At 41.4% G+C, this 21,984-nt stretch carries 25 protein-coding genes, 2 tRNA genes and 3 pseudogenes; 28 read left to right on the plus strand and 2 right to left on the minus strand.

Features of this window, described 5'->3' with window-relative positions; translation table 11 throughout:
• Nucleotides 1–36 precede the first annotated feature (36 nt).
• From cysS to A3I3_RS0106660, 5 genes are all read left to right on the plus strand, one after another.
• On the plus strand, nucleotides 37–1,380 hold the full coding sequence (cysS, locus tag A3I3_RS0106640; protein WP_018371945.1) for a cysteine--tRNA ligase: 1,344 nt from the start codon (nucleotides 37–39) through the stop codon (nucleotides 1,378–1,380).
• Nucleotides 1,373–1,780: a Mini-ribonuclease 3 gene (locus A3I3_RS0106645; protein ID WP_018371946.1), complete on the plus strand. Its 408-nt coding sequence runs from the start codon at nucleotides 1,373–1,375 to the stop codon at nucleotides 1,778–1,780. The genes cysS and A3I3_RS0106645 overlap by 8 nt, the downstream gene beginning before the upstream one ends.
• A 364-nt stretch (nucleotides 1,781–2,144) precedes the next feature.
• Entirely contained in the window at nucleotides 2,145–2,270 is a 126-nt protein-coding gene (locus A3I3_RS11250) for a hypothetical protein (protein ID WP_263399431.1), read from the plus strand.
• Nucleotides 2,270–2,410 (plus strand): hypothetical protein, encoded by a 141-nt coding sequence (locus A3I3_RS11010; protein ID WP_018371948.1) that lies wholly within the window; start codon nucleotides 2,270–2,272, stop codon nucleotides 2,408–2,410. Before A3I3_RS11250 ends, A3I3_RS11010 begins: the two co-directional genes overlap by 1 nt.
• Nucleotides 2,411–2,991: 581 nt before the next feature.
• Nucleotides 2,992–3,513, plus strand: a complete 522-nt coding sequence (locus tag A3I3_RS0106660) for a DUF308 domain-containing protein (RefSeq protein ID WP_018371949.1) — start codon at nucleotides 2,992–2,994, stop codon at nucleotides 3,511–3,513.
• Nucleotides 3,514–3,546: 33 nt separating this feature from the next.
• Here the strand turns inward: A3I3_RS0106660 and A3I3_RS0106665 are convergent, their stop codons facing one another.
• Complete coding sequence (locus A3I3_RS0106665; protein WP_018371950.1) at nucleotides 3,547–4,500, minus strand: aromatic acid exporter family protein; 954 nt, start codon at nucleotides 4,498–4,500, stop codon at nucleotides 3,547–3,549.
• A 90-nt stretch (nucleotides 4,501–4,590) separates the two neighbouring features.
• On the opposite strand from A3I3_RS0106665, the gene rlmB reads away from it, so the two are divergent.
• The 4 genes from rlmB (at nucleotide 4,591) to rpsI (ending at nucleotide 6,884) form a co-directional block, all read left to right on the plus strand.
• A complete protein-coding gene (gene rlmB / locus A3I3_RS0106670) occupies nucleotides 4,591–5,319 on the plus strand; it encodes a 23S rRNA (guanosine(2251)-2'-O)-methyltransferase RlmB (protein ID WP_018371951.1) in 729 nt (242 codons plus the stop codon).
• Nucleotides 5,316–5,834, plus strand: a complete 519-nt coding sequence (locus A3I3_RS0106675) for an NYN domain-containing protein (protein ID WP_018371952.1) — start codon at nucleotides 5,316–5,318, stop codon at nucleotides 5,832–5,834. The genes rlmB and A3I3_RS0106675 overlap by 4 nt, the downstream gene beginning before the upstream one ends.
• A gap of 191 nt (nucleotides 5,835–6,025) precedes the next feature.
• Nucleotides 6,026–6,472, plus strand: coding sequence for a 50S ribosomal protein L13 (gene rplM / locus A3I3_RS0106680; protein WP_018371953.1), 447 nt, complete (start codon nucleotides 6,026–6,028; stop codon nucleotides 6,470–6,472).
• Nucleotides 6,473–6,491: 19 nt separating this feature from the next.
• Entirely contained in the window at nucleotides 6,492–6,884 is a 393-nt protein-coding gene (gene rpsI, locus A3I3_RS0106685) for a 30S ribosomal protein S9 (RefSeq protein ID WP_018371954.1), read from the plus strand.
• A 106-nt stretch (nucleotides 6,885–6,990) separates the two neighbouring features.
• Here the strand turns inward: rpsI and A3I3_RS0106690 are convergent.
• Nucleotides 6,991–7,185 (minus strand): annotated as a pseudogene (locus A3I3_RS0106690) (tyrosine-type recombinase/integrase); the annotation flags it as partial.
• Nucleotides 7,186–7,881: 696 nt separating this feature from the next.
• Here A3I3_RS0106690 and A3I3_RS0106695 point away from each other — a divergent pair.
• The 19 genes and pseudogenes from A3I3_RS0106695 (at nucleotide 7,882) to A3I3_RS0106785 (ending at nucleotide 21,841) form a co-directional block, all read left to right on the plus strand.
• Nucleotides 7,882–8,097: a hypothetical protein gene (locus A3I3_RS0106695; protein WP_018371956.1), complete on the plus strand. Its 216-nt coding sequence runs from the start codon at nucleotides 7,882–7,884 to the stop codon at nucleotides 8,095–8,097.
• A gap of 74 nt (nucleotides 8,098–8,171) precedes the next feature.
• Nucleotides 8,172–8,492, plus strand: coding sequence for a hypothetical protein (locus tag A3I3_RS0106700; protein ID WP_018371957.1), 321 nt, complete (start codon nucleotides 8,172–8,174; stop codon nucleotides 8,490–8,492).
• Nucleotides 8,493–8,519: 27 nt separating this feature from the next.
• Nucleotides 8,520–8,876 carry a hypothetical protein gene (locus A3I3_RS0106705; RefSeq protein WP_018371958.1) on the plus strand — a complete coding sequence of 119 codons (357 nt, stop codon included), beginning with the start codon at nucleotides 8,520–8,522 and terminating at the stop codon, nucleotides 8,874–8,876.
• Between the two features lie 457 nt (nucleotides 8,877–9,333).
• A pseudogene (locus tag A3I3_RS0106710) lies at nucleotides 9,334–9,864 on the plus strand (DDE-type integrase/transposase/recombinase); the annotation flags it as partial.
• 221 nt (nucleotides 9,865–10,085) lie between these two features.
• Complete coding sequence (rpoE, locus tag A3I3_RS0106715; protein WP_026129830.1) at nucleotides 10,086–10,676, plus strand: DNA-directed RNA polymerase subunit delta; 591 nt, start codon at nucleotides 10,086–10,088, stop codon at nucleotides 10,674–10,676.
• Nucleotides 10,677–10,837: 161 nt separating this feature from the next.
• A complete protein-coding gene (locus A3I3_RS0106720; RefSeq protein ID WP_018371961.1) occupies nucleotides 10,838–12,448 on the plus strand; it encodes a CTP synthase in 1,611 nt (536 codons plus the stop codon).
• Nucleotides 12,449–12,559: 111 nt separating this feature from the next.
• A tRNA-Leu gene (locus A3I3_RS0106725) sits at nucleotides 12,560–12,645 on the plus strand.
• A gap of 154 nt (nucleotides 12,646–12,799) precedes the next feature.
• Entirely contained in the window at nucleotides 12,800–13,681 is an 882-nt protein-coding gene (locus A3I3_RS0106730; RefSeq protein ID WP_018371962.1) for a class II fructose-bisphosphate aldolase, read from the plus strand.
• A 100-nt stretch (nucleotides 13,682–13,781) separates the two neighbouring features.
• Nucleotides 13,782–13,854, plus strand: a tRNA-Thr gene (locus A3I3_RS0106735).
• A gap of 228 nt (nucleotides 13,855–14,082) precedes the next feature.
• Nucleotides 14,083–14,457: pseudogene (locus tag A3I3_RS0106740) on the plus strand (GNAT family N-acetyltransferase); the annotation flags it as partial.
• A gap of 143 nt (nucleotides 14,458–14,600) precedes the next feature.
• Nucleotides 14,601–15,047, plus strand: a complete 447-nt coding sequence (locus A3I3_RS0106745; protein WP_026129829.1) for a LytTR family DNA-binding domain-containing protein — start codon at nucleotides 14,601–14,603, stop codon at nucleotides 15,045–15,047.
• A 3-nt stretch (nucleotides 15,048–15,050) separates the two neighbouring features.
• Nucleotides 15,051–15,737 (plus strand): LiaF transmembrane domain-containing protein, encoded by a 687-nt coding sequence (locus tag A3I3_RS0106750; protein ID WP_018371965.1) that lies wholly within the window; start codon nucleotides 15,051–15,053, stop codon nucleotides 15,735–15,737.
• Between the two features lie 115 nt (nucleotides 15,738–15,852).
• Entirely contained in the window at nucleotides 15,853–16,041 is a 189-nt protein-coding gene (rpmB, locus tag A3I3_RS0106755) for a 50S ribosomal protein L28 (protein ID WP_018164578.1), read from the plus strand.
• Between the two features lie 131 nt (nucleotides 16,042–16,172).
• Nucleotides 16,173–16,538, plus strand: coding sequence for an Asp23/Gls24 family envelope stress response protein (locus tag A3I3_RS0106760; protein WP_018371966.1), 366 nt, complete (start codon nucleotides 16,173–16,175; stop codon nucleotides 16,536–16,538).
• Between the two features lie 2 nt (nucleotides 16,539–16,540).
• Nucleotides 16,541–18,205 carry a DAK2 domain-containing protein gene (locus A3I3_RS0106765; protein WP_018371967.1) on the plus strand — a complete coding sequence of 555 codons (1,665 nt, stop codon included), beginning with the start codon at nucleotides 16,541–16,543 and terminating at the stop codon, nucleotides 18,203–18,205.
• A gap of 307 nt (nucleotides 18,206–18,512) precedes the next feature.
• Complete coding sequence (locus tag A3I3_RS0106770; protein ID WP_018371968.1) at nucleotides 18,513–19,403, plus strand: ABC transporter ATP-binding protein; 891 nt, start codon at nucleotides 18,513–18,515, stop codon at nucleotides 19,401–19,403.
• Nucleotides 19,404–19,409: 6 nt separating this feature from the next.
• Entirely contained in the window at nucleotides 19,410–20,144 is a 735-nt protein-coding gene (locus tag A3I3_RS0106775; RefSeq protein WP_026129828.1) for an ABC transporter permease, read from the plus strand.
• Entirely contained in the window at nucleotides 20,145–21,245 is a 1,101-nt protein-coding gene (locus tag A3I3_RS0106780; RefSeq protein ID WP_018371970.1) for a sensor histidine kinase, read from the plus strand. It begins immediately after the preceding gene.
• Nucleotides 21,242–21,841 carry a response regulator transcription factor gene (locus A3I3_RS0106785; protein WP_018371971.1) on the plus strand — a complete coding sequence of 200 codons (600 nt, stop codon included), beginning with the start codon at nucleotides 21,242–21,244 and terminating at the stop codon, nucleotides 21,839–21,841. Before A3I3_RS0106780 ends, A3I3_RS0106785 begins: the two co-directional genes overlap by 4 nt.
• The last annotated feature ends 143 nt before the right edge of the window (nucleotides 21,842–21,984 follow it).

Below are 21,984 nucleotides of genomic sequence, written 5' to 3' on the forward strand. Positions count from 1 at the left end.
TTTTGCAAAAATATTGTATGCTCATAAGGAGTTACTATGATTAAAATTTACGATACCATGACCCGGAGCCTGCGTGACTTTGTGCCGCTGGAAGCTGGCAAGGTCAAGATGTATGTCTGTGGGCCGACGGTTTACAATTATATCCATGTTGGAAATGCTAGAAGTGCGGTGGCTTTTGACACCATTCGCCGTTATTTTGAATATCGCGGTTTTGAGGTGGATTACATTTCCAACTTTACCGATGTGGACGATAAGATTATCAACCGCGCCAAGGAAGAGGGGATTAGCCCTAAAGAAGTGGCTGACAAATACATCGCCGCCTTTCTAGCCGATGTGGCGCAGCTCGGGGTCAAGCCTGCTAGTCAAAATCCGCGTGTCATGAATTTTATGGAGCAGATTATTGAGTTTATCAAGGTTTTAGTGGATAAGGGCTTCGCTTATGAAAGCCAGGGGGATGTCTATTTCCGCGTGGAAAAATCCCACAACTATGCCAAACTTGCCAACAAGTCCCTAGAAGACCTGGTGCAGGGAGCGTCTGGGCGGACGGATGAGGAGACCGAGCGCAAGGAAAATCCGCTGGACTTTGCCCTTTGGAAGAGAGCCAAGAGCGGTGAGATTTTCTGGGATAGCCCTTGGGGGGCTGGACGTCCCGGCTGGCACATCGAGTGCTCGGTTATGGCGACAGAAATCTTGGGCGACACTATTGATATTCATGGTGGCGGAGCCGACCTGGAATTTCCCCACCATACCAATGAAATCGCGCAATCCGAAGCCAAGACTGGGCGAACCTTTGCCAACTACTGGATGCACAATGGTTTTGTCAATATCGACAATGTCAAGATGTCCAAGTCACTGGGCAATTTTATCACCGTTCACGATGCGCTTGAGATCATTGACGGACAAGTGCTGCGCTTTTTCTTTGCTAGCCAGCACTATCGCAAGCCCATTAACTTTACGGAAAAAGGGGTAGCAGATGCGGAGACAAATCTCAAATATCTGAAAAATACTTACGAGCAGACTTTTGCTACAGATGTTGACACAGAGCCGCTTGAGGCTTTGCTGGACAAATTCACGACTGTTATGGATGAGGATTTCAACACGGCAAACGGGATTACAGTGGTCTTTGAGATTGCCCGCTGGATTAACTCTGGCAACTACAATGCCGAGGTCAAGGAGAAGTTTCGTCAAGTGCTAGAAGTCTTTGGCATTGTTTTTGCCGAAGAAGTGCTGGACGCTGATATTGAAGCCTTGATTGAGGAGCGCCAGGCTGCGCGGGCTGCCAAGGATTTTGCGACAGCCGACCGTATTCGGGAGGAATTAGCCAGCAAGGGCATCAAGCTCCTTGACACCAAGGACGGGGTGAGGTGGACGCGTGATTGATGTCAATCTCATCAATGGTATCGCCCTTGCCTTTGAAGGGGACGCTGTTTACTCGCTCTATATCCGTAGGCATCTGATTTTTCAAGGCTTGACCAAGCCTAATAAACTGCATCATCAAGCGACCAAGTACGTGTCTGCCAAGGCGCAGGCAAGTCTGGTTGTCGCCATGTTAGAGGCGCAGCTATTGACTGAAAAAGAAGAAGAAATCTACAGGCGCGGGCGCAATGCCAACAGCCACACCAAGGCAAAAAATGCGGACATCGTGACCTACCGTATGTCAACAGGCTTTGAGGCGGTCATGGGCTACCTGCACATGCTGGATCAAATCGAGCGCTTGGAGGAGCTGATTGCTTGGTGTATTGATTTTGTGGAGAATGATAGAAAAGATAAACCAGAATGAAATGACAGATAGTAAACTTCTTTATGTAAAAAGCGATTAGAACACTTCCATTGGAATTTGTCATTACCCTAAGGGCACAAAACGTGCTCTTTTTATATTTGGAATAAAAATGCTCGTTCAGGAATAAAAACCGACGGATTAGGAATTGATGTACCAAAAAGAAAAAAATAGTGTACAATAAAATTATAAAAGAAAACGTTTTCGAGTTAACGTGTTTACTGGAAAACAACAGAACACTTCTATTTATTTTTAAGGAATAGGAATCATTATGAGTACCTTAGATAAATTTAGCACATTGGATATTGAAACACTTGCTACTGTTGAAGGTGGGGGATGTTCTCAAAGAGGAGCTGGTATTGCAACAATGCAAGGAATTATTGGTGGAATGTTTGGTGTCATTCTTGGTGGTCCAGCGACAATAGCAGCCGGTGGATTTTGGGACGCAGTAGGCGGTCGTGCTGCATACTGGGCAACTTGTGGAGGATTATAATGATAAAAAGGTTTGTTATAAGTGTTGTAATAGCACTGCTAGTATTTATCATTACTCCTATTCCATATAGAGGATATGCGGGTCTTGTTTCAGGATTTATGATAGGTTTAGCCATAAGTTATGTATCGAAAAATAAATAACTTTTTATAGCAGGAGGCTGGGACAAAAGTCTGCAACCTCGAAAATCTATTCGGAATATGTACAAGACGCGGTAGCCGCGTCGAAGATCCTTTCGCTCTGCACTTGCTTTCCGCAAGCTAATGGCTCCCGGTCTTCTCCTTCTTTCAAGTCATTCATCGAATGCCTTGAAGCTTTGTTCGCCATTACGGGCTTCGGATTTTGACACAAGCTTTGCTTGTTTTATCCGCAACCTTACACAGTCCAGTGGACTGTGTAAGCCTACTAGGCATCGCGGGGGTGGGACAACGAACTATTCCTCTTAAGGAATGAGTTCTGTCCCACTCCCTTGCTTTTTAATGAATTTTCAAGAGAAAACATTTATGATTTGCTTATCAATTAGAACACTCTTCAGAAGTGAATATGACGTTTCATTTATAAAAAGATTTTTCGCATAATTTTAATTGATAAAATAGAGTTAGAAATTTTAAAAAATGTGCAGGGATCTAGTACAATAGCCAATTTTTATGTTTAACCGTTTTGTCTATACTTTTCCAAATAACTTTGCTATAATGGAGAGATAAAATAAAAGGAGACTTATTTCATGAAAACTTTCGGGAAATGGTTATCTGTTCTAGCAGGGGTTCTCTATGTGTGCTTTGCTATTTATCTCTTTTTGCACCCACTTACTAATTTGGCAGCTATGAGCTGGCTCTTTGCTTTCTTTATCTTTCTTGGGGCAGTTTCTAGCTTTGTGAATTATTTTGCAGCGCCGGAGACAGAGCGTCGCGGTCACCTCTTTTATGCGGTGGTAAATCTGATTCTTGCAACACTTTTTCTCGCTTACGGCTATATTACTTTGCCAATTTTACTCCCAACGCTTCTCGCTGTTTCGTTGATTTTAGCTTCTATTGGCGGTCTGATTCGAGCAAGTCGGATCAAAAAGCTATTGCCAAGACTAGGTTCATCACTTCTTTGGACTTCTGTTGTCGGCTTGGTTCTGGGAATTTTGTTGCTCTTTCACCCCATGATTGCCAGTCTCTTTGTTTCTTATTTAGTAGCTCTGGGCTTTATCTATGGCGGTATTACCTACCTGATTAACGCTTTGGCTCGTTTAGATGATTAATATAAAATGCTACTTAATAATGAGTAGCATTTTTTAATCTTTGTAGCGCTCATAAAAATCGACTTTTAGCTGAATGAAGCGCTCCATATCGCGCAAAAGTTGAAAGAGCTGCGCCCGTGTTTCAAACTCAGCGCGAGTCTGCGGCAGAGGCCGCTGGTCAAAAGTCTGATGAAAGTGCTCGATTTCCGCTAGCAAGTCGTGGGCAGGGTTGGTTTGGCTGAGCTGCTGGGCGGTTTTGGCAAATAGCTGCGCTAAAATCCGACTTTCTTCCCCCTCAAACTGACAGTGATTGATGTCAGACGCCATATCTTGCAAGATTTTGTTTTGTCGCTGCCGCATTTCAAAATAATGGACTTCATAGTTGGTCTGCTGGAAGACTTGATTGTGGCGGTCGTGGTAGACGACTTGCAGAGCCTGCTCCAGCTGCTGGTCAAGTTCCTTGATGAGTTTTGCGTCGTTGCTGCCGTCGCCCGTCAGGAGAAAGTGCTGAAAACGTAGCAGAATTTTTTTGAGCTGTTCTTCGATTTGCTGGTGAAAAAGCTCGATTTCCTTTTGCTTAGAGGGCATGTAGCTATTGAAAGCGAGGGCAACCAAGGCACCAATTAGAAACAGCGCCAGCTCATTTCCCAAAAGACTAGGCGAAACCGACTGCTCGCTCAAAAGATGAGTGACGAGGACAGTGCTGGGGGCAATGCCTAGCTCCCAGCGGAGATGATAGGCCAGCGGGATATAGAGAGCTAGGTAAAGCCCAAGAGCAGGGAGCTGAAAACCGAGAAATTTAAAGGCAAGGACAGCGAGGTTGAGGGCTAAGAGCGTAGAAAAGAGGCGCTTGCTGGCTGCCTTGAGCGAGGAACGTCTGGTGTCTAAAAGGCTTAAAATAGCGATAATTCCTGCGGATGAGGCATATTTGAGTCCCAAAATCTGTGCCAGCCAAATGGCAATGACGGTGGCCAGGGTGAGTTTAACGGTGCGTTGCAGCAGTGACATAAAAACCTCCAAAATCTTCTTCTTTTATTTTATCATATTTCTTTGACGCTCCACCTTGGTTATGCCCGGTATTCGTGGTACAATAGAAGCATGGAAAAAAACGATATGGTCTACGGTGTACATGCGGTGACAGAAAGCCTCATGGCAAACACTGGAAATAAACTTTATATTCAAGAGGACTTGCGTGGCAAGAATGTCCAGAAAATCAAGGACTTGGCGGCAGAGAAAAAAGTAGCCATTTCTTGGACGCCTAAAAAAACCTTGCAGGAGATGACCGACGGTGCCACTCACCAAGGGTTTGTGCTGCGTGTGTCAGCCTTTGCTTACGCCGAATTGTCGGACATTTTGCAAAAGGCTGAGACGGAGGAAAATCCACTGATTTTGATTTTGGACGGCTTGACCGACCCGCACAATTTAGGCTCAATCTTGCGAACGGCTGACGCGACCAATGTGACTGGAGTCATTATTCCCAAGCACCGCGCGGTGGGTGTAACGCCGGTGGTTGCTAAGACTTCAACAGGTGCGGTGGAGCATGTTCCTATTGCGCGGGTGACCAATCTCAGCCAGACCCTGACTCAGCTCAAAGAGAAAGATTTCTGGATTTTTGGTACGGACATGAATGGAACGCCGTCTAACAAGTGGAATACAGCGGGCAAGCTCGCTCTCATCATTGGCAATGAAGGCAAGGGCATCTCTGTCAGCATCAAAAAGCAGGTAGACGAGATGATTTCCATTCCCATGAATGGGCATGTTCAAAGCCTCAATGCCTCTGTCGCAGCGGCTATTCTCATGTATGAGGTCTTTAGGAATCGCCTATGAAGCGCAAAATTTTACTGGTTGACGGCTATAATATGATAGGCTCTTGGCGGGAAACGCGTCCGCTTTTTAAAAAGAGTCAGCTGGATGCGGCGCGGACTATTTTGCTCAATCGACTGAGCAACTACGCTAGTTTTGAAGGTCTGGAAATTATCTGCGTTTTTGACGCCCAATATGTGCCAGGACTTCGCCAGCGCTACGATGAATTTAATGTGACCGTTATTTTCACCGAGGAAGAAGAGACGGCAGATAGCTACATTGAGCGCCTAGCAGCCGAGCTCAACAATCCGCTCAATCAAGTTTCGGTTGCAACGAGCGACCTTAACGAGCAGTGGACAGTCTTTGCCCAAGGAGCGTTGCGCGTGTCTGCGCGGGAGTTGGAAAAGCGGGCTTGCTCGGTCAAAGCAGACTTAGATAAGCTGTTCGACCAGATTGACCTCACGACGCCACCTTTGCGACCCTGGAATGAGAAGCAACTAGAGGGCTTGAACAAGATGTTGAAAGAGCTGGACGATTAGCAAGCCTTTTCATTGAGAAATCAAGCCCTTTCGCAAATTTTTTTACCAAATATATTGACTTTTACCTCAAGAATTTGGTATGATAGAAGACGGTATTGTTTACCCCATTTGTAAGGCCCCGGAACCTTCCAAATAACTCGTGGACCGGAACATCCACACCGTAAACAAAAGCAATCGATATAGGAGAAATCATGAACAAAACAACATACATGGCTAAGCCAGGTGAAGTTGAACGCAAATGGTATGTCGTAGATGCTACTGATGTGCCTCTTGGACGCCTTTCAGCAGTCGTTGCCAGCGTACTTCGTGGAAAAAATAAACCAACTTTCACACCTCACACAGATACAGGTGACTTCGTCATCGTTATCAACGCTGAAAAAGTAAAATTGACTGGTAAAAAAGCAACCGATAAGATTTACTACACTCACTCAATGTATCCAGGTGGATTGAAATCTATCTCAGCAGGTGAACTCCGTTCTAAAAACGCTGTTCGTTTGATTGAAAAATCAGTTAAAGGGATGCTTCCGCACAACACACTTGGACGTGCGCAAGGTATGAAATTGAAAGTATTTGTTGGTGGCGAACACACTCATGCTGCTCAACAACCAGAAGTTCTTGACATTTCAGGACTTATCTAAGGAAAGGAGCAGATAAAACATGGCACAAGCACAATATGCAGGTACTGGACGCCGTAAAAACGCTGTTGCACGCGTTCGCTTGGTTCCAGGTACTGGAAAAATCACTGTCAACAAAAAAGATGTAGAAGAGTACATCCCACACGCTGACCTCCGTCTTGTCATCAACCAACCATTCGCTGTGACTTCAACAGCTGGTTCATACGACGTTTTCGTAAATGTTGTCGGTGGTGGCTACGCTGGTCAAGCTGGAGCAATCCGTCACGGTATCGCTCGCGCTCTTCTTCAAGTAGACCCAGACTTCCGCGACTCACTCAAGCGCGCAGGACTTCTTACACGTGACGCTCGTATGGTTGAACGTAAGAAACCAGGTCTTAAGAAAGCACGTAAAGCAAGCCAATTCTCTAAACGTTAAGAACCAGCTACAATACAGCAATTCAAAGCACTCAAGAGTTTACCTCATGGGTGCTTTTTTCGTATTTTTTTGAAAAGTTCACCTCAAAATTTACCTTATTTTCACCTTATTGATTTAGAGATTTTAGTGTAAATTCTCCAACAGTCATAGGAACGATATTAGAAGTATTGACATAAATTTGAGTTGTAGCAGTGTCACTATGTGTTAGAGCTTCTGAAATGGTTTCTAAGCTCATGCCAGCTTGTTTAGCAAGTGTGGTTCCAGTATGGCGTAACATATGAAGTGTAGCGTGCGCAAGATCTCTGTCGGTCACTATCTCACATTCTTGATATTACTAGTACGTTAAAACCAATTTCGTAATTTTCGTTCTAGATTGTCAAATTCAATCATTTCTATATAGTTAGAGAAATTCATCTCAAGCTCGAATTTTACTTGAGGTAGAAGAAGCTCTTTTTGAGAGAGCCATGCTTTATATGTAGTAAATTTTTCTGTTAGTTTACTACCCTCAAATTTAATTTGTGGCTCAAGTTCGGTATTTAACCAAATAATGTCTTGCTTTGAGGTGACGTATTCAGCTGGAGTGTTGGCTGAGTAGATTTTTTAATGATTATAAGCTTTCATTTGAGTTTTTCCTTTATTCTACGCATTAGGAATCAGCAACTTCCTAACCAGTGAATCAAAAGATTTGCAACTCTTTTGATTGTTTATTACTAAAGCTTTGCTATTCTTTAGTAATTTTAGTATATAAAAAGTAAGTGTCTAGAGTTTTGAGAAAGTCAAAAAGTTAAATATTTTAGTACGAGAATATGAGAAATTATGTTCTCGTTTTTTGTATTTTCAAATTGAAAGTTAAGGAAGTTTATCAGAAATTCATGATAAAACGTAACCTTTCTATGAGTGATATAAAAACTTCTCAGAAGAATTATTGAAATGTAATTAAGAAAGAGAGAAATAGTATAGTTCTAAGCAAAAAACAACCACGAATTTAGGAGTGTTTATGTTTGATAATACAGTGAACTTCTTGTATGATGCGATAATAAAACGATTAGAATTTAAAAGAACTAAGCTAGCTGATAGTGAAAATGTAAAGCGTATTACCTTTGAAAATTTATCGAATTATACTGGAACAGATGGAGTCGAAATATCTTACGATTTAGCAATGATAAAACATGTATTCGGGAAAAAATTTATAAGAATAAAAATCCGTATTTAGTACCGAATTCTTGTTTGACGTATCTAACTCATCGTTTAGGATTTAAAAATGAATTAGAATTATTATGGGGCGACTTGAAGGAAGATGAAAATTTTCAAGAAATATTTCATCGTTTATTGCAGGATTGTATTTTAGAAAATAATGAACTGAAAGGATTAGTTAATCAGTTTTTAATAGACTATGTTCCATATGCAGAATGTTCATCATTATTTGATATGATTTTATTTCCTAAAAAGCTTGGTATGAAGAAAATTCAGGGTACGGATTGTTATTTACCTTTATACTTTTATGGAGTCTTAGAGGATGAAGTCATAGAAAAAATTGCTTCTTGTCGGCAAGAGGCGGTTGATTTCTTATATAAAAAGTGTCACAAAGATTTTAAATTTATTTTTTAAAAATTCATTCATAAAAAAGGAAATTCGTTGAAAAAAATTGATAAGAAATTATACGAATTTACTAATATAGACCTTAAGAAACTTTTAGTACGTTATACTCCCGCTGAATCCTCTCTGGGAATTTGGGGAAGAAATATTATGATTTCAGATTTCATTTCCCAAGGAGATCTAATCATGGCAATTTTTAATAACGAGAGATTAAATGAGGAATTACTGTATAAAAAATTACTATACGAAACTTCAATGGACTATGTAAAATGTTTAAAAAATTACAACAAAGTATTTATAAATATAAGTGATACAGATTTTTATTGTTTTAGTAATTTTATTAAAAATATAGAACATTTATATGTTAGATTTTTGTACACACTAGTTATTTTATGAGTGGCGAAAGTATATATTGAAATACAGTGGAATAAGTCCTAGTCTCTTTTGAGTGATAAGAGTTTACACAAATAATATTTAAAGGTTATTGTAAGTATAATCAAAAATACTTTTTAAAATTACGGTCAAGAACAGTAAATCTTCAATATTATAAAGTTGATAGCTTATTTTATGGTATCAATTTAATTTAAATCAAATGTTTTTAGTCTAATTTTATGAAATTTTTAAATTTTAAACAGTTAACTTTAAAGTTTTTGAAACTGGCTGAAATAGAGTATACCCTTACCAGGTCTTAAGAAAGTACGTAAAGCTTCATAATTTAGTAAACGATCAAAATCAGAACATCCTGGAGATTTCTCTGGGATGTTTTATGATTTTTCATGAAAATATCCCGCTACAATAGATGTGAGACCAATTGAAGCCAAAAAGAAGAATCCTTGATATGATAAGAGTCACGACACAACTGGGAATAAAGTGGCAGATGGACGTCAAATATGTCCCAAAACACTGTTATACAGGCAAACTTCCTGATCAGTTTTACCAGTACACCATGATTGACGAAGCCTCCAGAGAGCGCTTTATCTTCCCTTTCAAGGAGCAGTCCTCACATTCGACCGTGCAATTTGTCAAAATGGCCATCAAACACTTTAAATACCAGCCCAAAATGATTCAAACCGATAATGGTGTGGAGTTCACTCATTTCAAGGAAACCAAGCAGATCCATCCTTTGGATATCCTTTGTCAGGAGTTAGGAATTGAACACAAGTGCATCCGACCTCGAACGCCACGACACAATGGGAAAGTCGAACGCAGCCACCAAAATGACAATAGGCGCTTTTATCAACGCTTGCAGTTTTACTCTTACGATGACCTTATCAAGCAGATGAAAAACTATCTTTACCTGTCTAACCGCCTCCCCATGCAGACTCTTAACTGGTTATCGCCTATTGAAATCAGAAATTCTTTACAAGGGGATAGCCCCTTGTAAAGAATAACATAGCAGGATTCTATTTCTTAGATTGTTGGTCTCACATCATTGACAATGGGACAATGTTTTATGATTTTTCATGAAAATTCTTTTTACATTCTAAAAAAATATGGTACAATAAAGAGTAACGGTTAAGCGGAGATTGGGCGGTTAGCGTCTAATATCTGATAAAGTTGATGAGTCTAAAAAGGCTTGATACTTAATATAAAAGGAGAATGGCTTTGGAATTAGAAGTATTTACTGGGCAAGAAAAAAGTGAGCTTTCAATGATTGAAGTAGCCCGTGCGATTTTAGAAACGCGCGGTCGTAATAACGAGATGTATTTTAGTGATCTGGTTAATGAAATTCAAAATTATCTAGGAAAATCAAATAGCGAAATTCGAGAATTTTTACCACTTTTTTACACAGAATTAAATGTAGATGGTAGCTTTATTCCTTTAGGAGATAACAAGTGGGGTCTTCGTTCATGGTATGCCATTGATGAAGTTGATGAAGAGATCATTGCCCTTGAAGAAAACGACGATGATGATGCGCCTAAAAAACGCAAGAAAAAACGGGTTAATGCCTTTATGGATGGCGATGATGATGCGATCGATTATAGCGATGACGATCCGGAGGATGAAGATAGCTACGAAGCTGATCCAACGCTTAGCTATGATGAGGATAATCCTGATGATGAGAAGAGCGAAGTAGAAGCTTACGATGCAGAAATCAATGAAATCGCTCCAGATGATTTAGGTGAGGAAGAAACCGAAATCAACGAAGAAGACGATGATGATTTTGATGACGATGATAGTGAAAGTGAAGAATAATTTTCTTATTTGACAAATGTTCTAATTTACGATATTCTATTATCGGGCACCTCTTTTTGAGGTCAGAAGGCTCCCTATTCAGGGAGCTATTTTTGTTTTTCAGCCCAATGCTTTTGAAAAGCTCTCTTATGATGATTTGGTAGATGATGAAAGGAAGTAGTATGACGACAAAATATATTTTTGTTACTGGCGGTGTGGTTTCTTCAATTGGGAAAGGTATTGTGGCAGCAAGCCTCGGACGCCTCTTGAAAAATCGTGGTCTCAAGGTGACCATTCAAAAATTTGACCCTTATATCAATATTGACCCAGGGACCATGAGCCCTTACCAGCACGGGGAGGTGTTCGTGACAGATGACGGGGCAGAGACCGACCTTGACTTGGGGCACTATGAGCGCTTTATCGATATTAACCTCAATAAATATTCCAATGTAACGACTGGGAAAATTTATAGCGAAGTCTTGCGCAAGGAGCGCCGCGGTGAGTATCTAGGGGCAACAGTGCAGGTTATTCCGCACATTACCGACGCTCTCAAGGAGAAAATCAAGCGGGCGGCTTCGACGACAGATTCGGATGTCATTATCACCGAGGTCGGAGGAACAGTCGGAGATATTGAAAGTCTGCCTTTCCTTGAAGCCTTGCGTCAGATGAAGGCAGACGTTGGCTCTGACAATGTCATGTACATCCATACCACCTTGCTTCCTTATTTGAAGGCGGCAGGAGAAATGAAAACCAAGCCAACGCAACATTCGGTCAAGGAATTGCGCGGCCTAGGCATTCAGCCAAATATGCTGGTCATTCGGACGGAAAAGCCAGCTAGCCAAGGCATTAAGAATAAATTGGCGCAGTTTTGCGACGTGGCGCCAGAGGCAGTTATTGAGTCGCTTGATGTGGAACATCTCTATCAAATCCCGCTTAATTTGCAGGCGCAAAACATGGACCAAATCGTTTGCGATCACTTAAAACTAGACGTACCAGCGGCAGATATGACTGACTGGTCAGCTATGGTTGACAAGGTCATGAACCTCAAAAAGCAAGTCAAGATTGCCCTTGTCGGAAAATATGTCGAGCTGCAGGATGCTTATATTTCTGTGGTTGAAGCCCTCAAGCACTCAGGTTATGCTAACGATGCCGAAATCAAGCTGGACTGGGTCAACGCCAACGATGTGACCGCTGAAAATGTGGCGGAGCTTCTGGGGGCTGCCGACGGAATTATCGTGCCCGGTGGTTTTGGACAACGCGGAACCGAAGGCAAAATCCAAGCCATTAAATATGCGCGGGAAAATGATGTACCTATGTTAGGTGTCTGCTTGGGTATGCAGCTGACTTGTGTCGAGTTTGCCCGCCATGTGCTCGGTTTTGAAGATGCTAATTCTGCTGAGCTCAATCCAGAAACCCACTATCCAGTCATTGATATTATGCGTGACCAGATTGATGTGGAAGACATGGGCGGCACCCTTCGTTTGGGACTTTATCCGTCTAAGCTCAAGCGGGGCAGCAAGGCTGCCGCAGCCTATGACAATCAAGAAGTGGTGCAACGCCGCCACCGCCACCGTTATGAATTTAATAATGCCTACCGTCAGCAATTTGAAGACGCTGGATTTGTCTTTTCAGGTGTTTCGCCAGATAACCGCTTAGTGGAAATCGTAGAAATCCCGGAAAACAAGTTCTTCGTGGCTTGTCAGTACCACCCAGAACTATCCAGTCGGCCAAATCGCCCCGAAGGCCTCTACACCGCCTTTGTTACGGCGGCGATTGAAAATCAAGAAAAGTAATTATCAAAGGGAGAAAGAAATTTCTTCCTTTTTCTTTCTTAATTGTGAAAAATCGGCGAAAAAGTATTGACAGCAAAATGTAGAAATGATATACTAATCAGGTACTCAATCGCGGGGATGGCGGAATTGGCAGACGCGCAGGACTAAGGATCCTGTGACCGCTTTAGGTCGTGAGGGTTCAAGTCCCTCTCTCCGCATAGAATGGTCAGCTTTGGCTGGCCTTTTCTTTTTCTATTTTTATAATAAGTAAACGATTTCAACTTCAGTATTCTCTGGCTTTTTTAGGTAAAAAGTGATAAAATAAACAATGTAAATGGGAATTTCCCAAAAAATATATAGGAGGCCTAAAAAATGGCAATCGTTTCAGCAGAAAAATTTGTCCAAGCAGCTCGTGACAATGGTTATGCAGTCGGTGGATTTAACACAAACAACCTTGAATGGACTCAAGCTATCTTGCGTGCAGCAGAAGCTAAAAAAGCTCCAGTCTTGATCCAAACTTCAATGGGTGCTGCTAAATATATGGGTGGTTATAAAGTATGTAAACTCCTCATTGAAAGCCTTGTAGAATCAATGGGAATTACTGTACCAGTTGCTATTCACCTTGACCATGGTCATTATGAAGATGCACTTGAATGTATCAAAGTTGGTTACACTTCAGTTATGTTTGATGGTTCACACCTTCCAGTTGAAGAAAACCTTGAAAAAGCTCGCAAAGTTGTTGAGTTTGCACATGCTAACGGTGTATCAGTAGAAGCTGAAGTTGGTACTATCGGTGGTGAAGAAGACGGCATTATCGGTGATGGAGAATTGGCTCCAATCGAAGATGCGAAAGCAATGGTTGCAACTGGAATTGACTTCCTTGCAGCAGGTATCGGTAACATCCATGGTCCATACCCAGCTAACTGGAAAGGTCTTCATCTTGACCACTTACAAAAATTGACAGAAGCTGTTCCTGGCTTCCCAATCGTACTTCACGGTGGTTCAGGTATTCCTGATGACCAAATCCAAGCAGCTATCAAATTGGGTGTGGCAAAAGTTAACGTAAATACTGAATGTCAAATTGCTTTTGCTAAAGCTACTCGTAAATTTGCTGCTGAATACGAAGCAAACGAAGCAGAATACGATAAGAAGAAACTCTTTGACCCACGTAAATTCTTGAAACCAGGTTTCGAAGCAATTACAGAAGCTGTTGAAGAACGTATTGACGTATTCGGTTCAGAAGGCAAAGCCTAATCTAGCTGGAACTCATACATCAAGGCTCGCTTAATAGCGAGCTTTTTTTCATTTCCTCTTGACAAGATTTTTCAAAATGCTAAAATAATACTAGTAAAGAGCCGACTTAGCTCAGTTGGTAGAGCAACGCACTCGTAACGCGTAGGTCGTAGGTTCGATCCCTATAGTCGGCAGATTTTTCAGTCTTGCAGTTTTGCAAGGCTATTTTTATAGGGGAAATATGATAAAAGAGGTTTTTAGTTCAGATGAAAAAGCTCAAATTGTGGCGGAAGTATTAGCGGATTTGCCGGATTGATTCAGGGAGTAGTACAGAACCCAATTATCTAGGTTCGTTGTACTACCCCCACAAGGTTGACTAGATTGGTAACAAGCGTTAGCTATCAGTCAACTACTGTGAAAAGAAAGAAGCTAGGCAAGCATATATAGAAAAAGCACGCTCCCTCCAAGTTTGGGCTGCTTATAGCAAAGAAAATTTGCAAGGATTTATCAGTTTGTCTTATTCCAGTCCTGATTGTGCAGAAGTTTATTGCATGGGAGTAAAACAAGCCTATCATGGCAGAGGTATTGGGCGTGAATTACTTTCCGCTTTAGAAACAGAGGCTATTAAAAAAGTTGATTATTTGCAGGTCAAGACAATAGCGCCGAGTTATTATGCGGCCTATGATCAAACCAATCGTTTTTATCAGGCAATGGGCTTTAAGCAACTAGAAATTTTTCCTCAGTTGTGGGAAGAACATATCCCTTGCCTCATTCTTATTAAGTCTATCAAAAATTAAGTAGAAAGATTTTAGCTCCAGCACATCTTAGCTCACTCTTTTAACCACTTAGCAGTCGAAATCTACCACTTACTGAAAAGGTCTTGTATTTGAACTGAAAATTGTTAGAATAGAGGTATAGAAAAAGTGGAAGGGGGATGCTTGTGAAAATCAGGATTGAGTTAGACGAAACGATAACTGAGGCAGAACTCGTTATTCGTGCACCCCAACTTACAGATCAAATTCAGCAAATTCAGGCACTTTTGAAAGAGTTTGATAGAAAACCTTTGATTTTTTACAAAGGAACGAGCGAGTATTTTCTAGATGTGACAAAAATTCTATTTTTTGAGACAGATGGTGATAAAGTATTTGCTCACACGGGAGACAATGCTTATGAAGTTAAATTGAAATTATATGAGTTGGAAGACTATTTGCCGCGGATTTTTTGTAGAATATCTAAATCCACCATTGTCAATGCCAAGAAGATCTATTCTTTAGACAAGTCTTTTTCAGGCACCAGCAGCATTAGTTTTTATGAGACGCACAAGCAGACACATGTGTCACGACATTATTATCAGTTTTTAAAAGAACGATTGCAGGAAATGAGGTAAAAAATGAAGAAATATATTTTAGGAATCGGCTTTTTGCTATTAGCAGGATGGGTTCTCTTGCAGGGAAACTTTGGAATTCCACCAATTAATGTTAATATTTGGCCCATGTTGGGGATTGCTTTTTTCGTCTACTGGGGGCTCCAAAAATTAGTAGAAGGAGAGTTTATTTCTGGAGCAGTATTTGCACTGATTGCTCTGGTAATTGCAAATTCTGTCTATGATCTGCTACCGATTGGCAATGGTCCGCTCATTTTAGGAGTGATACTGGCTTTGGTCGGTTTAAATATTTTGTTTAAACCTAGAAAAAAATGGAAGAAATATATAAAACTCTACAAACATGGTAAAAGTCATAATTTGAGTGAAACGGCTGAAAGTATTGAGATGTCGTTTGGTTCCAGTACCAAGTACATCAATTCAGATAATTTTACTTACGGATCAGCTGAAATTGCTTTTGGGAATTGTACGATTTATTTTGATAATGCTACTATTCTGGGAGAAAGTGCGCAGTTTGATGTAGAAGTTGCTTTTGGCGAGATGAAAATATATGTTCCTAAAGAATGGGAGGTCATTACGGAGATAGATCGTGTTTTTTCAGGCGTAGACCATTCTAAAAATGTCAATGCTAAGGATAAAAAGCTTTATTTAACAGGTGATGTAGCCTTTGGCTCACTAAAGATTTTCTATTTGTAAGGCAGAAAGAATTTTAAATAAAAGGTCAAATCCCCTTGCAAAAAGCTTACTTTTGTGTTAAAATTTTACGGTATGTGGTGAAAACCCGTAAAACTAATCAGGAGGACAAGTATCAATGGCTAAAGTATGTTACTTTACAGGTCGTAAAACTGTATCAGGAAACAACCGCTCTCACGCGATGAATCAAACAAAACGCACTGTCAAACCAAATCTTCAAAAAGTGACCGTTTTAATCGATGGCAAACCTAAAAAAGTTTGGGCTTCAGCTCGTGCCCTTAAATCAGGGAAAGTTGAACGCGTTTAATGCGTAGGAAGAGAACCTTCGGGTTCTTTTTTTGTGACGAAAGGTTTTATATAAAGGATTTTCTAGCCTTCTCTTTTACACTCTGCTTAAAATGTGGTAAAATAAGGTATCAAAAGATTGAGGTATAAACGATGACAGTAAAAATCAATACAAAAGATGGTCAAATCGAGTTGACTGATGATGTCATTGCTACTATCGTTGGTGGCGCAGCGACAGAAATTTTTGGCGTAGTTGGAATGGCTAGTAAAAATGCTATTAAAGATAATTTTCAAGCACTTTTAGGTAAGGAAAACTATGCTAAGGGTGTGGTTGTTAAAACGACTGAAGATGGCAGTATAGCGGTAGATGTTTATACCGTTTTGAGCTATGGTACTAAGATTAGTGAGGTATCAAAAAATATTCAAGAACGAGTGAAATTCAGCCTTGAAAATCAGTTGGGCATCACCGCTCATACGGTCAATGTCTATATCCAAAATATCAAAGTCGTGGGAGAATAATCGTGTCAAATATTACAACGAGTTTATTTCAAGAAATGGTACAGGCGGGGGCTACCCGTTTAAATAAACAAGCCGAATATGTTAATTCGCTTAATGTCTTTCCAGTACCAGATGGAGATACTGGAACCAATATGGGCATGACCATGGAAAATGGTGCCAAGGAAATCGCAGATAAACCAGCTTCAACGGTTGGACAGGCGGCAGGCATTTTTGCAAAAGGTTTGCTCATGGGTGCGCGAGGAAATTCAGGAGTTATCACTTCTCAGCTTTTTCGTGGCTTCTCACAAAGCGTGGCAGATAAGGATGAGTTGGACGGTCAAGCTTTGGCACAAGCTTTTCAATCTGGTGTGGAAGTGGCCTATAAAGCGGTTATGAAACCTGTTGAAGGAACAATTCTGACAGTTTCGCGTGGAGCAGCCATTGCAGCCAAGAAAAAAGCAGAAAGCACAAATAATGCAGTAGCAGTCATGGAAGCAGCGCTTGAAGGTGCTAAACTGGCCTTGGCTAAAACGCCAGATATGTTGCCGGTTCTGAAAGAAGTTGGTGTAGTGGACTCTGGTGGGCAAGGCTTGGTTTTCATTTACGAAGGTTTCCTGTCTGCTTTGAATGGCGAATACATCGCTTCTGATGATTTTGTAGCAACTCCTGCTAATATGACTGAGATGATCAATGCTGAACATCATAAATCTGTGGCAGGTCATGTGGCGACAAAAGATATTAAATTCGGTTACTGTACCGAGATTATGGTCGCGCTGAAGCAAGGTCCGACCTATGTCAAGGACTTTGATTATGATGAATTTCGCACATATCTCAATGAACTAGGAGACTCACTTCTAGTTGTCAATGACGATGAAATTGTCAAAGTTCATGTCCACACAGAAGATCCAGGCTTGGTTATGCAAGAAGGACTTAAATATGGAAGTCTTGTCAAGGTCAAGGTTGATAACATGCGCAACCAGCACGAAGCACAAGTTAAGAAAGAAGAGCAGATTGAGAAACCAGTTGTTCGTAAGGATTATGGGATTATCGCAGTAGCAGCTGGAGATGGCTTGTCGGAAATCTTCAAAGCTCAAGGTGTGGATTACATCATCTCTGGCGGACAAACCATGAACCCTTCAACCGAAGACTTTATCAAAGCAATTGAGCAGGTTCATGCAGACAAGATTATTATTTTGCCAAACAACAAAAATATCTTTATGGCAGCTCAATCCGCTGCAGAGGTTGTTGATGAGGCGGCAGTAGTGGTCGAAACAAGAACTATTCCGCAAGGATTGACCAGTCTGTTAGCTTTTGATACCAGCAAGTCGATCGAAGAAAACCACGACCGTATGACGGCGGCTCTGGCAGAAGTTAAGAGTGGTAGCGTGACAACGGCTGTGCGTGATACGACGATTGACGGTTTAGAAATCCACGAAAATGACAACCTTGGTATGGTGGACGGTAAAATTGTCGTTTCCAATCCAGATATGTTTATGACTTTGAACCAGACATTTGATAAGATGCTGGATGAGGATAGTGAAATTGTCACGATCTATGTCGGCGAGGACGGTAGTGAAGAAGTCGCCAATAACCTCGCCCAAGATTTGACTGAAAAATATGAAGATGTCGAAGTGGAAATCCACCAAGGCAACCAACCAGTCTATCCTTATCTCTTTAGTGTAGAATAAAAAGGAAGTGAGACAGAACTCGTTCCTTTCAAGGAATAGTTCGTCGTCCCACCCCCGCGATGCCTATTAGACTTGTACGGAGCCTGTAAAGGTGAACGTAGAAGTCAAGAGGCTACCGCGTCTAGTACATAAATCGAACATGTTTCAGAGGCCAGAGACTTTTGTCTCAGCCTCTTTTTTAGTGACTTTTGTCATATCGGCTGGTGACAAAAATATCTAGTAGGAAAAATCGTCAACTGCTATAATGAAAGTGTTGAAAAGGAACATAAAGAATTCTTTATTTTACAGCTAGGGAAAGGAAAATATTATGTCTTTAATTACAGTGAAAAATCTAGCCAAAAGCATTCGCGGCAAAGAAATTCTCAAAAAAATTTCTTTTGACATTGAAGACGGGGACTGTGTCGCTTTGATTGGCCCCAACGGTGCTGGGAAGACGACGCTTATGGATTGCCTCTTGGGCGATAAATTTGTCACATCTGGCGAGGTTGCCATAAAAGGACTCCAGCCGACAGATGACAAACTCAAGGTCAGCGTTGCTGTTTTGCCACAGGAAAATGCGGTGCCTGCCAAACTCAAGGTCAAGGAGCTCATTCGTTTCTTCCAAGAAGTCTATCCCAATAGCCTGAGCGACCAAGAAGTGGATAAATTGCTGCGCTTTTCTGATAAGCAAAAAGACCAGTTGGCTGAAAAATTATCGGGCGGGCAAAAGCGGCTTCTGTCTTTCGTTTTGACCTTGATTGGGCGTCCGAAAATTCTCTTTTTGGATGAGCCGACGGCCAGCATGGACACCTCCACTCGTCAGCGTTTTTGGGAAATTGTCGCAGAACTCAAAGCTCAAGATGTGACTATTGTTTATTCTTCCCACTATATCGAGGAAGTAGAGCACACGGCAGACCGGATTTTGGTGCTGCACAAGGGCGAGCTTATTCGTGATACGACGCCTTATGCCATGCGCAGCGAAGAGCAGGAAAAACACTTCACTTTGCCCTTGTTTTATCAAGAACTGGTGGACAATTTGCCAGAGGTTACTGGAGTGGAAATCAAGCAAAACACGCTCTCTTTTGCTACCAAGGATGCTAATCGTGTCTGGCAAGTCCTACAAGAAAGGGGTTGTACTATTGAAGAAATCGAAGTGCGCAATCGGACGCTTCTGGATAGTATCTTTGAAACAACCCAAGATGAAGATGAAAAGGAGTAGACTATCATGAAACATCTTATAAGTTTAATGAAAATTGAATTAATCGCTACCAAACGGCAAGCAGCTTATTTCATCCTATCAATTGGTATGCCGACAGCCTTTTACCTTCTCTTTTCTGGATTTATGGTTGGAAGTACAACACCACCAGATGCTGTTCGTGCCTATCTTTTTTCTATGACTCTTTTCAGTATGACCTCTATGTCATTTTTCAGTCTGCCAAGTGATTTGTATACGGACAAAATCAATAATTGGAAAAAAACGATGCAACATTCACCTGTTTCTGTGTTAGAATATTATATATCTAAGTTTTTGAGATTAATGTTCGAGTTCTTTTTGGCTATTGTGGTTGTCTTTTCTGTTGGACACTTCGTTCGTGGGGTCGATCTGCCTCTACTTGACTGGATTACCATTGCCTTGATTCTCATCATCGGAAGTATCGTCTTTATTGCGATGGGGGCTATGCTGACCTTGTTACCAAGCATGCAACTGATGTCCGTTGTCGGTAATATTGTATACATGCTTCTGGCTGTTTTAGGTGGACTCTGGTTTCCGATTACCATGTTTCCAGATTGGATGCAAAGTATTGGCAAAACTACACCAACTTATCAGCTTATGCAGGTGGTTAATTCTTATCTGAAAGACCATACTTTCAATATCAATGCCATGCTGATTTTGCTGGCTTATACGGTACTTATCATCGTGTTAACTATTCAATTGAACAAAAAAATTGAGGTAAAATAAATGTTGCAAAAACTCAAGCAAATCAATTTTATGTTTTATATTGCTCTGATTTTTCTCATTTTTCCAATTGTGGGAGTTCTCAGTGGAGAATATTCGCCCATTTTATTACTTTGGACGCTATTCTTTGTTTTGGCTTATTTTTACATTTTAATTGAGGAAAATCCTGTCGGGCAATGGCTTGCTTGGTTTGTTATGCTCATTTATATTGCCTACACAATATTTTCGGTCAACATTAACTTTATTTGGTACACTTTTTATCTTTCCAATCTCATGACTTATCGATTGAAAGAAGCCTCCTTTTTTTCTCTACGTTATTTAAGTTTTTGGCTCTTTCAAATTTTTATTCTAGCAAAAATCTATCTAGGAAAAACCACTGACTTATCTGGTTTCTTTTACATTTTCTTAATATTGCTTTTTATGGATTTGTTGACATTTGGCTTTAAGCGTGAACAATCCATAGCAGCTCTTAAAGCAGAACAAGTCAAACAAAACGAACAAATAAATCTACTGCTTGCTGAAAGTGAGCGCAATCGGATTGGGCGGGATTTGCACGATAGCTTGGGGCACACTTTTGCCATGCTGAGTCTGAAAACCGAGCTCGCGCAGCAATTTCTCCAGATGAATGAGCTGGAGCGCCTGGGCAAGGAATTGCAGGAGGTGCACGACATCAGTAAGCAGTCTATGGCGGATGTGCGGCGGATTATTGATAATCTGAAAACGCGAACGCTGCCTGAGGAACTCGCGACCATTGAGAAAATGCTAGAGATGACAGGAGTGGAGGTCGAGCTGACCAACGAGCTCAATATCGCTAGTCTGCCGCAGCATTTGCAGGCGAGCATGAGTATGATTTTGCTGGAAACGGCGACCAATATCATCAAGCATGCTAAGGCAGATCATTGCTCCATTCGTCTGCACGAGGAGCTGGGGCAGATTTTGCTGGATGTGGAAGATGACGGGCAGGGTTTTAAGGAAGTGACGGGGCAGGAGCTCCGCTCTATTCGCGAGCGCCTCGAGGCTCTGTCAGGGGAAATTGAGATTTTAAGTTCGAGTCAACCGACCTTGATTCGAGTGATTTTGCCTTATGGAGGAGGGAAATCATGAAATTGTTAGTTGCAGAAGACCAAAGTATGTTGCGTGATGCTCTCTGTCAGTTGCTGGAAATGCAGCCAGATGTGGAGCAGGTTTTGCAGGCGGAAAATGGAGCGGAGGCGATTACCCTCTTAGAAAAAGAGCCTGTTGATGTGGCGATCTTGGATGTGGAAATGCCTGTGAAGACAGGGCTTGATGTTTTAGAGTGGGTCAAGGAAAATTTGCCAACCGTCAAGGTGGTAATTGTCACGACTTTTAAGCGGCCGGGTTATTTTGAACGAGCGGTCAAGAGCAATGTCGATGCTTATGTATTAAAGGAGCGTAGTATTTCTGATCTCATGCAGACCATTCACACGGTTTTGGCAGGGCAGAGAGAATATTCGCCCGAGCTCATGGAAGTCATGCTGACCAGCAAAAATCCCCTGTCCCACCAAGAAAGTCTGGTCTTGCAAGCGGCAGCCACCGGCATGAGCAATCAGGAGATCGCTGCTAAATTATTCTTGTCTAATGGCACTGTTCGCAATTACATGTCTTCCATTTTAACCAAGTTGGATGCAGATAATCGCGTAGAAGCTGCGCGTATTGCCCAAAAGCAGGGCTGGATATAGAGAGGAGTTAGCAAGTCAACTCCTTTTTTTATTGGCAATGTTCGGAAATTGCCCAAGGGAAATCCTGAATTTTCAAAAAAGTCAGAAAATACTTGAAATATCCTTGCAAATATCTCAAAAAATGGTATCATAGAAGCATACTT

Source organism: Streptococcus massiliensis DSM 18628 (assembly GCF_000380065.1).
GTDB lineage: Bacteria > Bacillota > Bacilli > Lactobacillales > Streptococcaceae > Streptococcus > Streptococcus massiliensis.

What these genes read in the sequence shown, in the direction of transcription:
- cysS (WP_018371945.1), top strand. Translation starts at nt 37, where the DNA reads ATGATTAAAATTTACGATACCATGACCCGGAGCCTGCGTGACTTTGTG.
- A3I3_RS11250 (WP_263399431.1), top strand. Translation starts at nt 2,145, where the DNA reads ATGCAAGGAATTATTGGTGGAATGTTTGGTGTCATTCTTGGTGGTCCA.
- A3I3_RS11010 (WP_018371948.1), top strand. Translation starts at nt 2,270, where the DNA reads ATGATAAAAAGGTTTGTTATAAGTGTTGTAATAGCACTGCTAGTATTT.
- A3I3_RS0106660 (WP_018371949.1), top strand. Translation starts at nt 2,992, where the DNA reads ATGAAAACTTTCGGGAAATGGTTATCTGTTCTAGCAGGGGTTCTCTAT.
- A3I3_RS0106665 (WP_018371950.1), bottom strand. Translation starts at nt 4,500, where the DNA reads ATGTCACTGCTGCAACGCACCGTTAAACTCACCCTGGCCACCGTCATT.
- rlmB (WP_018371951.1), top strand. Translation starts at nt 4,591, where the DNA reads ATGGAAAAAAACGATATGGTCTACGGTGTACATGCGGTGACAGAAAGC.
- A3I3_RS0106675 (WP_018371952.1), top strand. Translation starts at nt 5,316, where the DNA reads ATGAAGCGCAAAATTTTACTGGTTGACGGCTATAATATGATAGGCTCT.
- rplM (WP_018371953.1), top strand. Translation starts at nt 6,026, where the DNA reads ATGAACAAAACAACATACATGGCTAAGCCAGGTGAAGTTGAACGCAAA.
- rpsI (WP_018371954.1), top strand. Translation starts at nt 6,492, where the DNA reads ATGGCACAAGCACAATATGCAGGTACTGGACGCCGTAAAAACGCTGTT.
- A3I3_RS0106695 (WP_018371956.1), top strand. Translation starts at nt 7,882, where the DNA reads ATGTTTGATAATACAGTGAACTTCTTGTATGATGCGATAATAAAACGA.
- A3I3_RS0106720 (WP_018371961.1), top strand. Translation starts at nt 10,838, where the DNA reads ATGACGACAAAATATATTTTTGTTACTGGCGGTGTGGTTTCTTCAATT.
- A3I3_RS0106730 (WP_018371962.1), top strand. Translation starts at nt 12,800, where the DNA reads ATGGCAATCGTTTCAGCAGAAAAATTTGTCCAAGCAGCTCGTGACAAT.
- A3I3_RS0106750 (WP_018371965.1), top strand. Translation starts at nt 15,051, where the DNA reads ATGAAGAAATATATTTTAGGAATCGGCTTTTTGCTATTAGCAGGATGG.
- rpmB (WP_018164578.1), top strand. Translation starts at nt 15,853, where the DNA reads ATGGCTAAAGTATGTTACTTTACAGGTCGTAAAACTGTATCAGGAAAC.
- A3I3_RS0106760 (WP_018371966.1), top strand. Translation starts at nt 16,173, where the DNA reads ATGACAGTAAAAATCAATACAAAAGATGGTCAAATCGAGTTGACTGAT.
- A3I3_RS0106770 (WP_018371968.1), top strand. Translation starts at nt 18,513, where the DNA reads ATGTCTTTAATTACAGTGAAAAATCTAGCCAAAAGCATTCGCGGCAAA.
- A3I3_RS0106775 (WP_026129828.1), top strand. Translation starts at nt 19,410, where the DNA reads ATGAAACATCTTATAAGTTTAATGAAAATTGAATTAATCGCTACCAAA.
- A3I3_RS0106780 (WP_018371970.1), top strand. Translation starts at nt 20,145, where the DNA reads ATGTTGCAAAAACTCAAGCAAATCAATTTTATGTTTTATATTGCTCTG.
- A3I3_RS0106785 (WP_018371971.1), top strand. Translation starts at nt 21,242, where the DNA reads ATGAAATTGTTAGTTGCAGAAGACCAAAGTATGTTGCGTGATGCTCTC.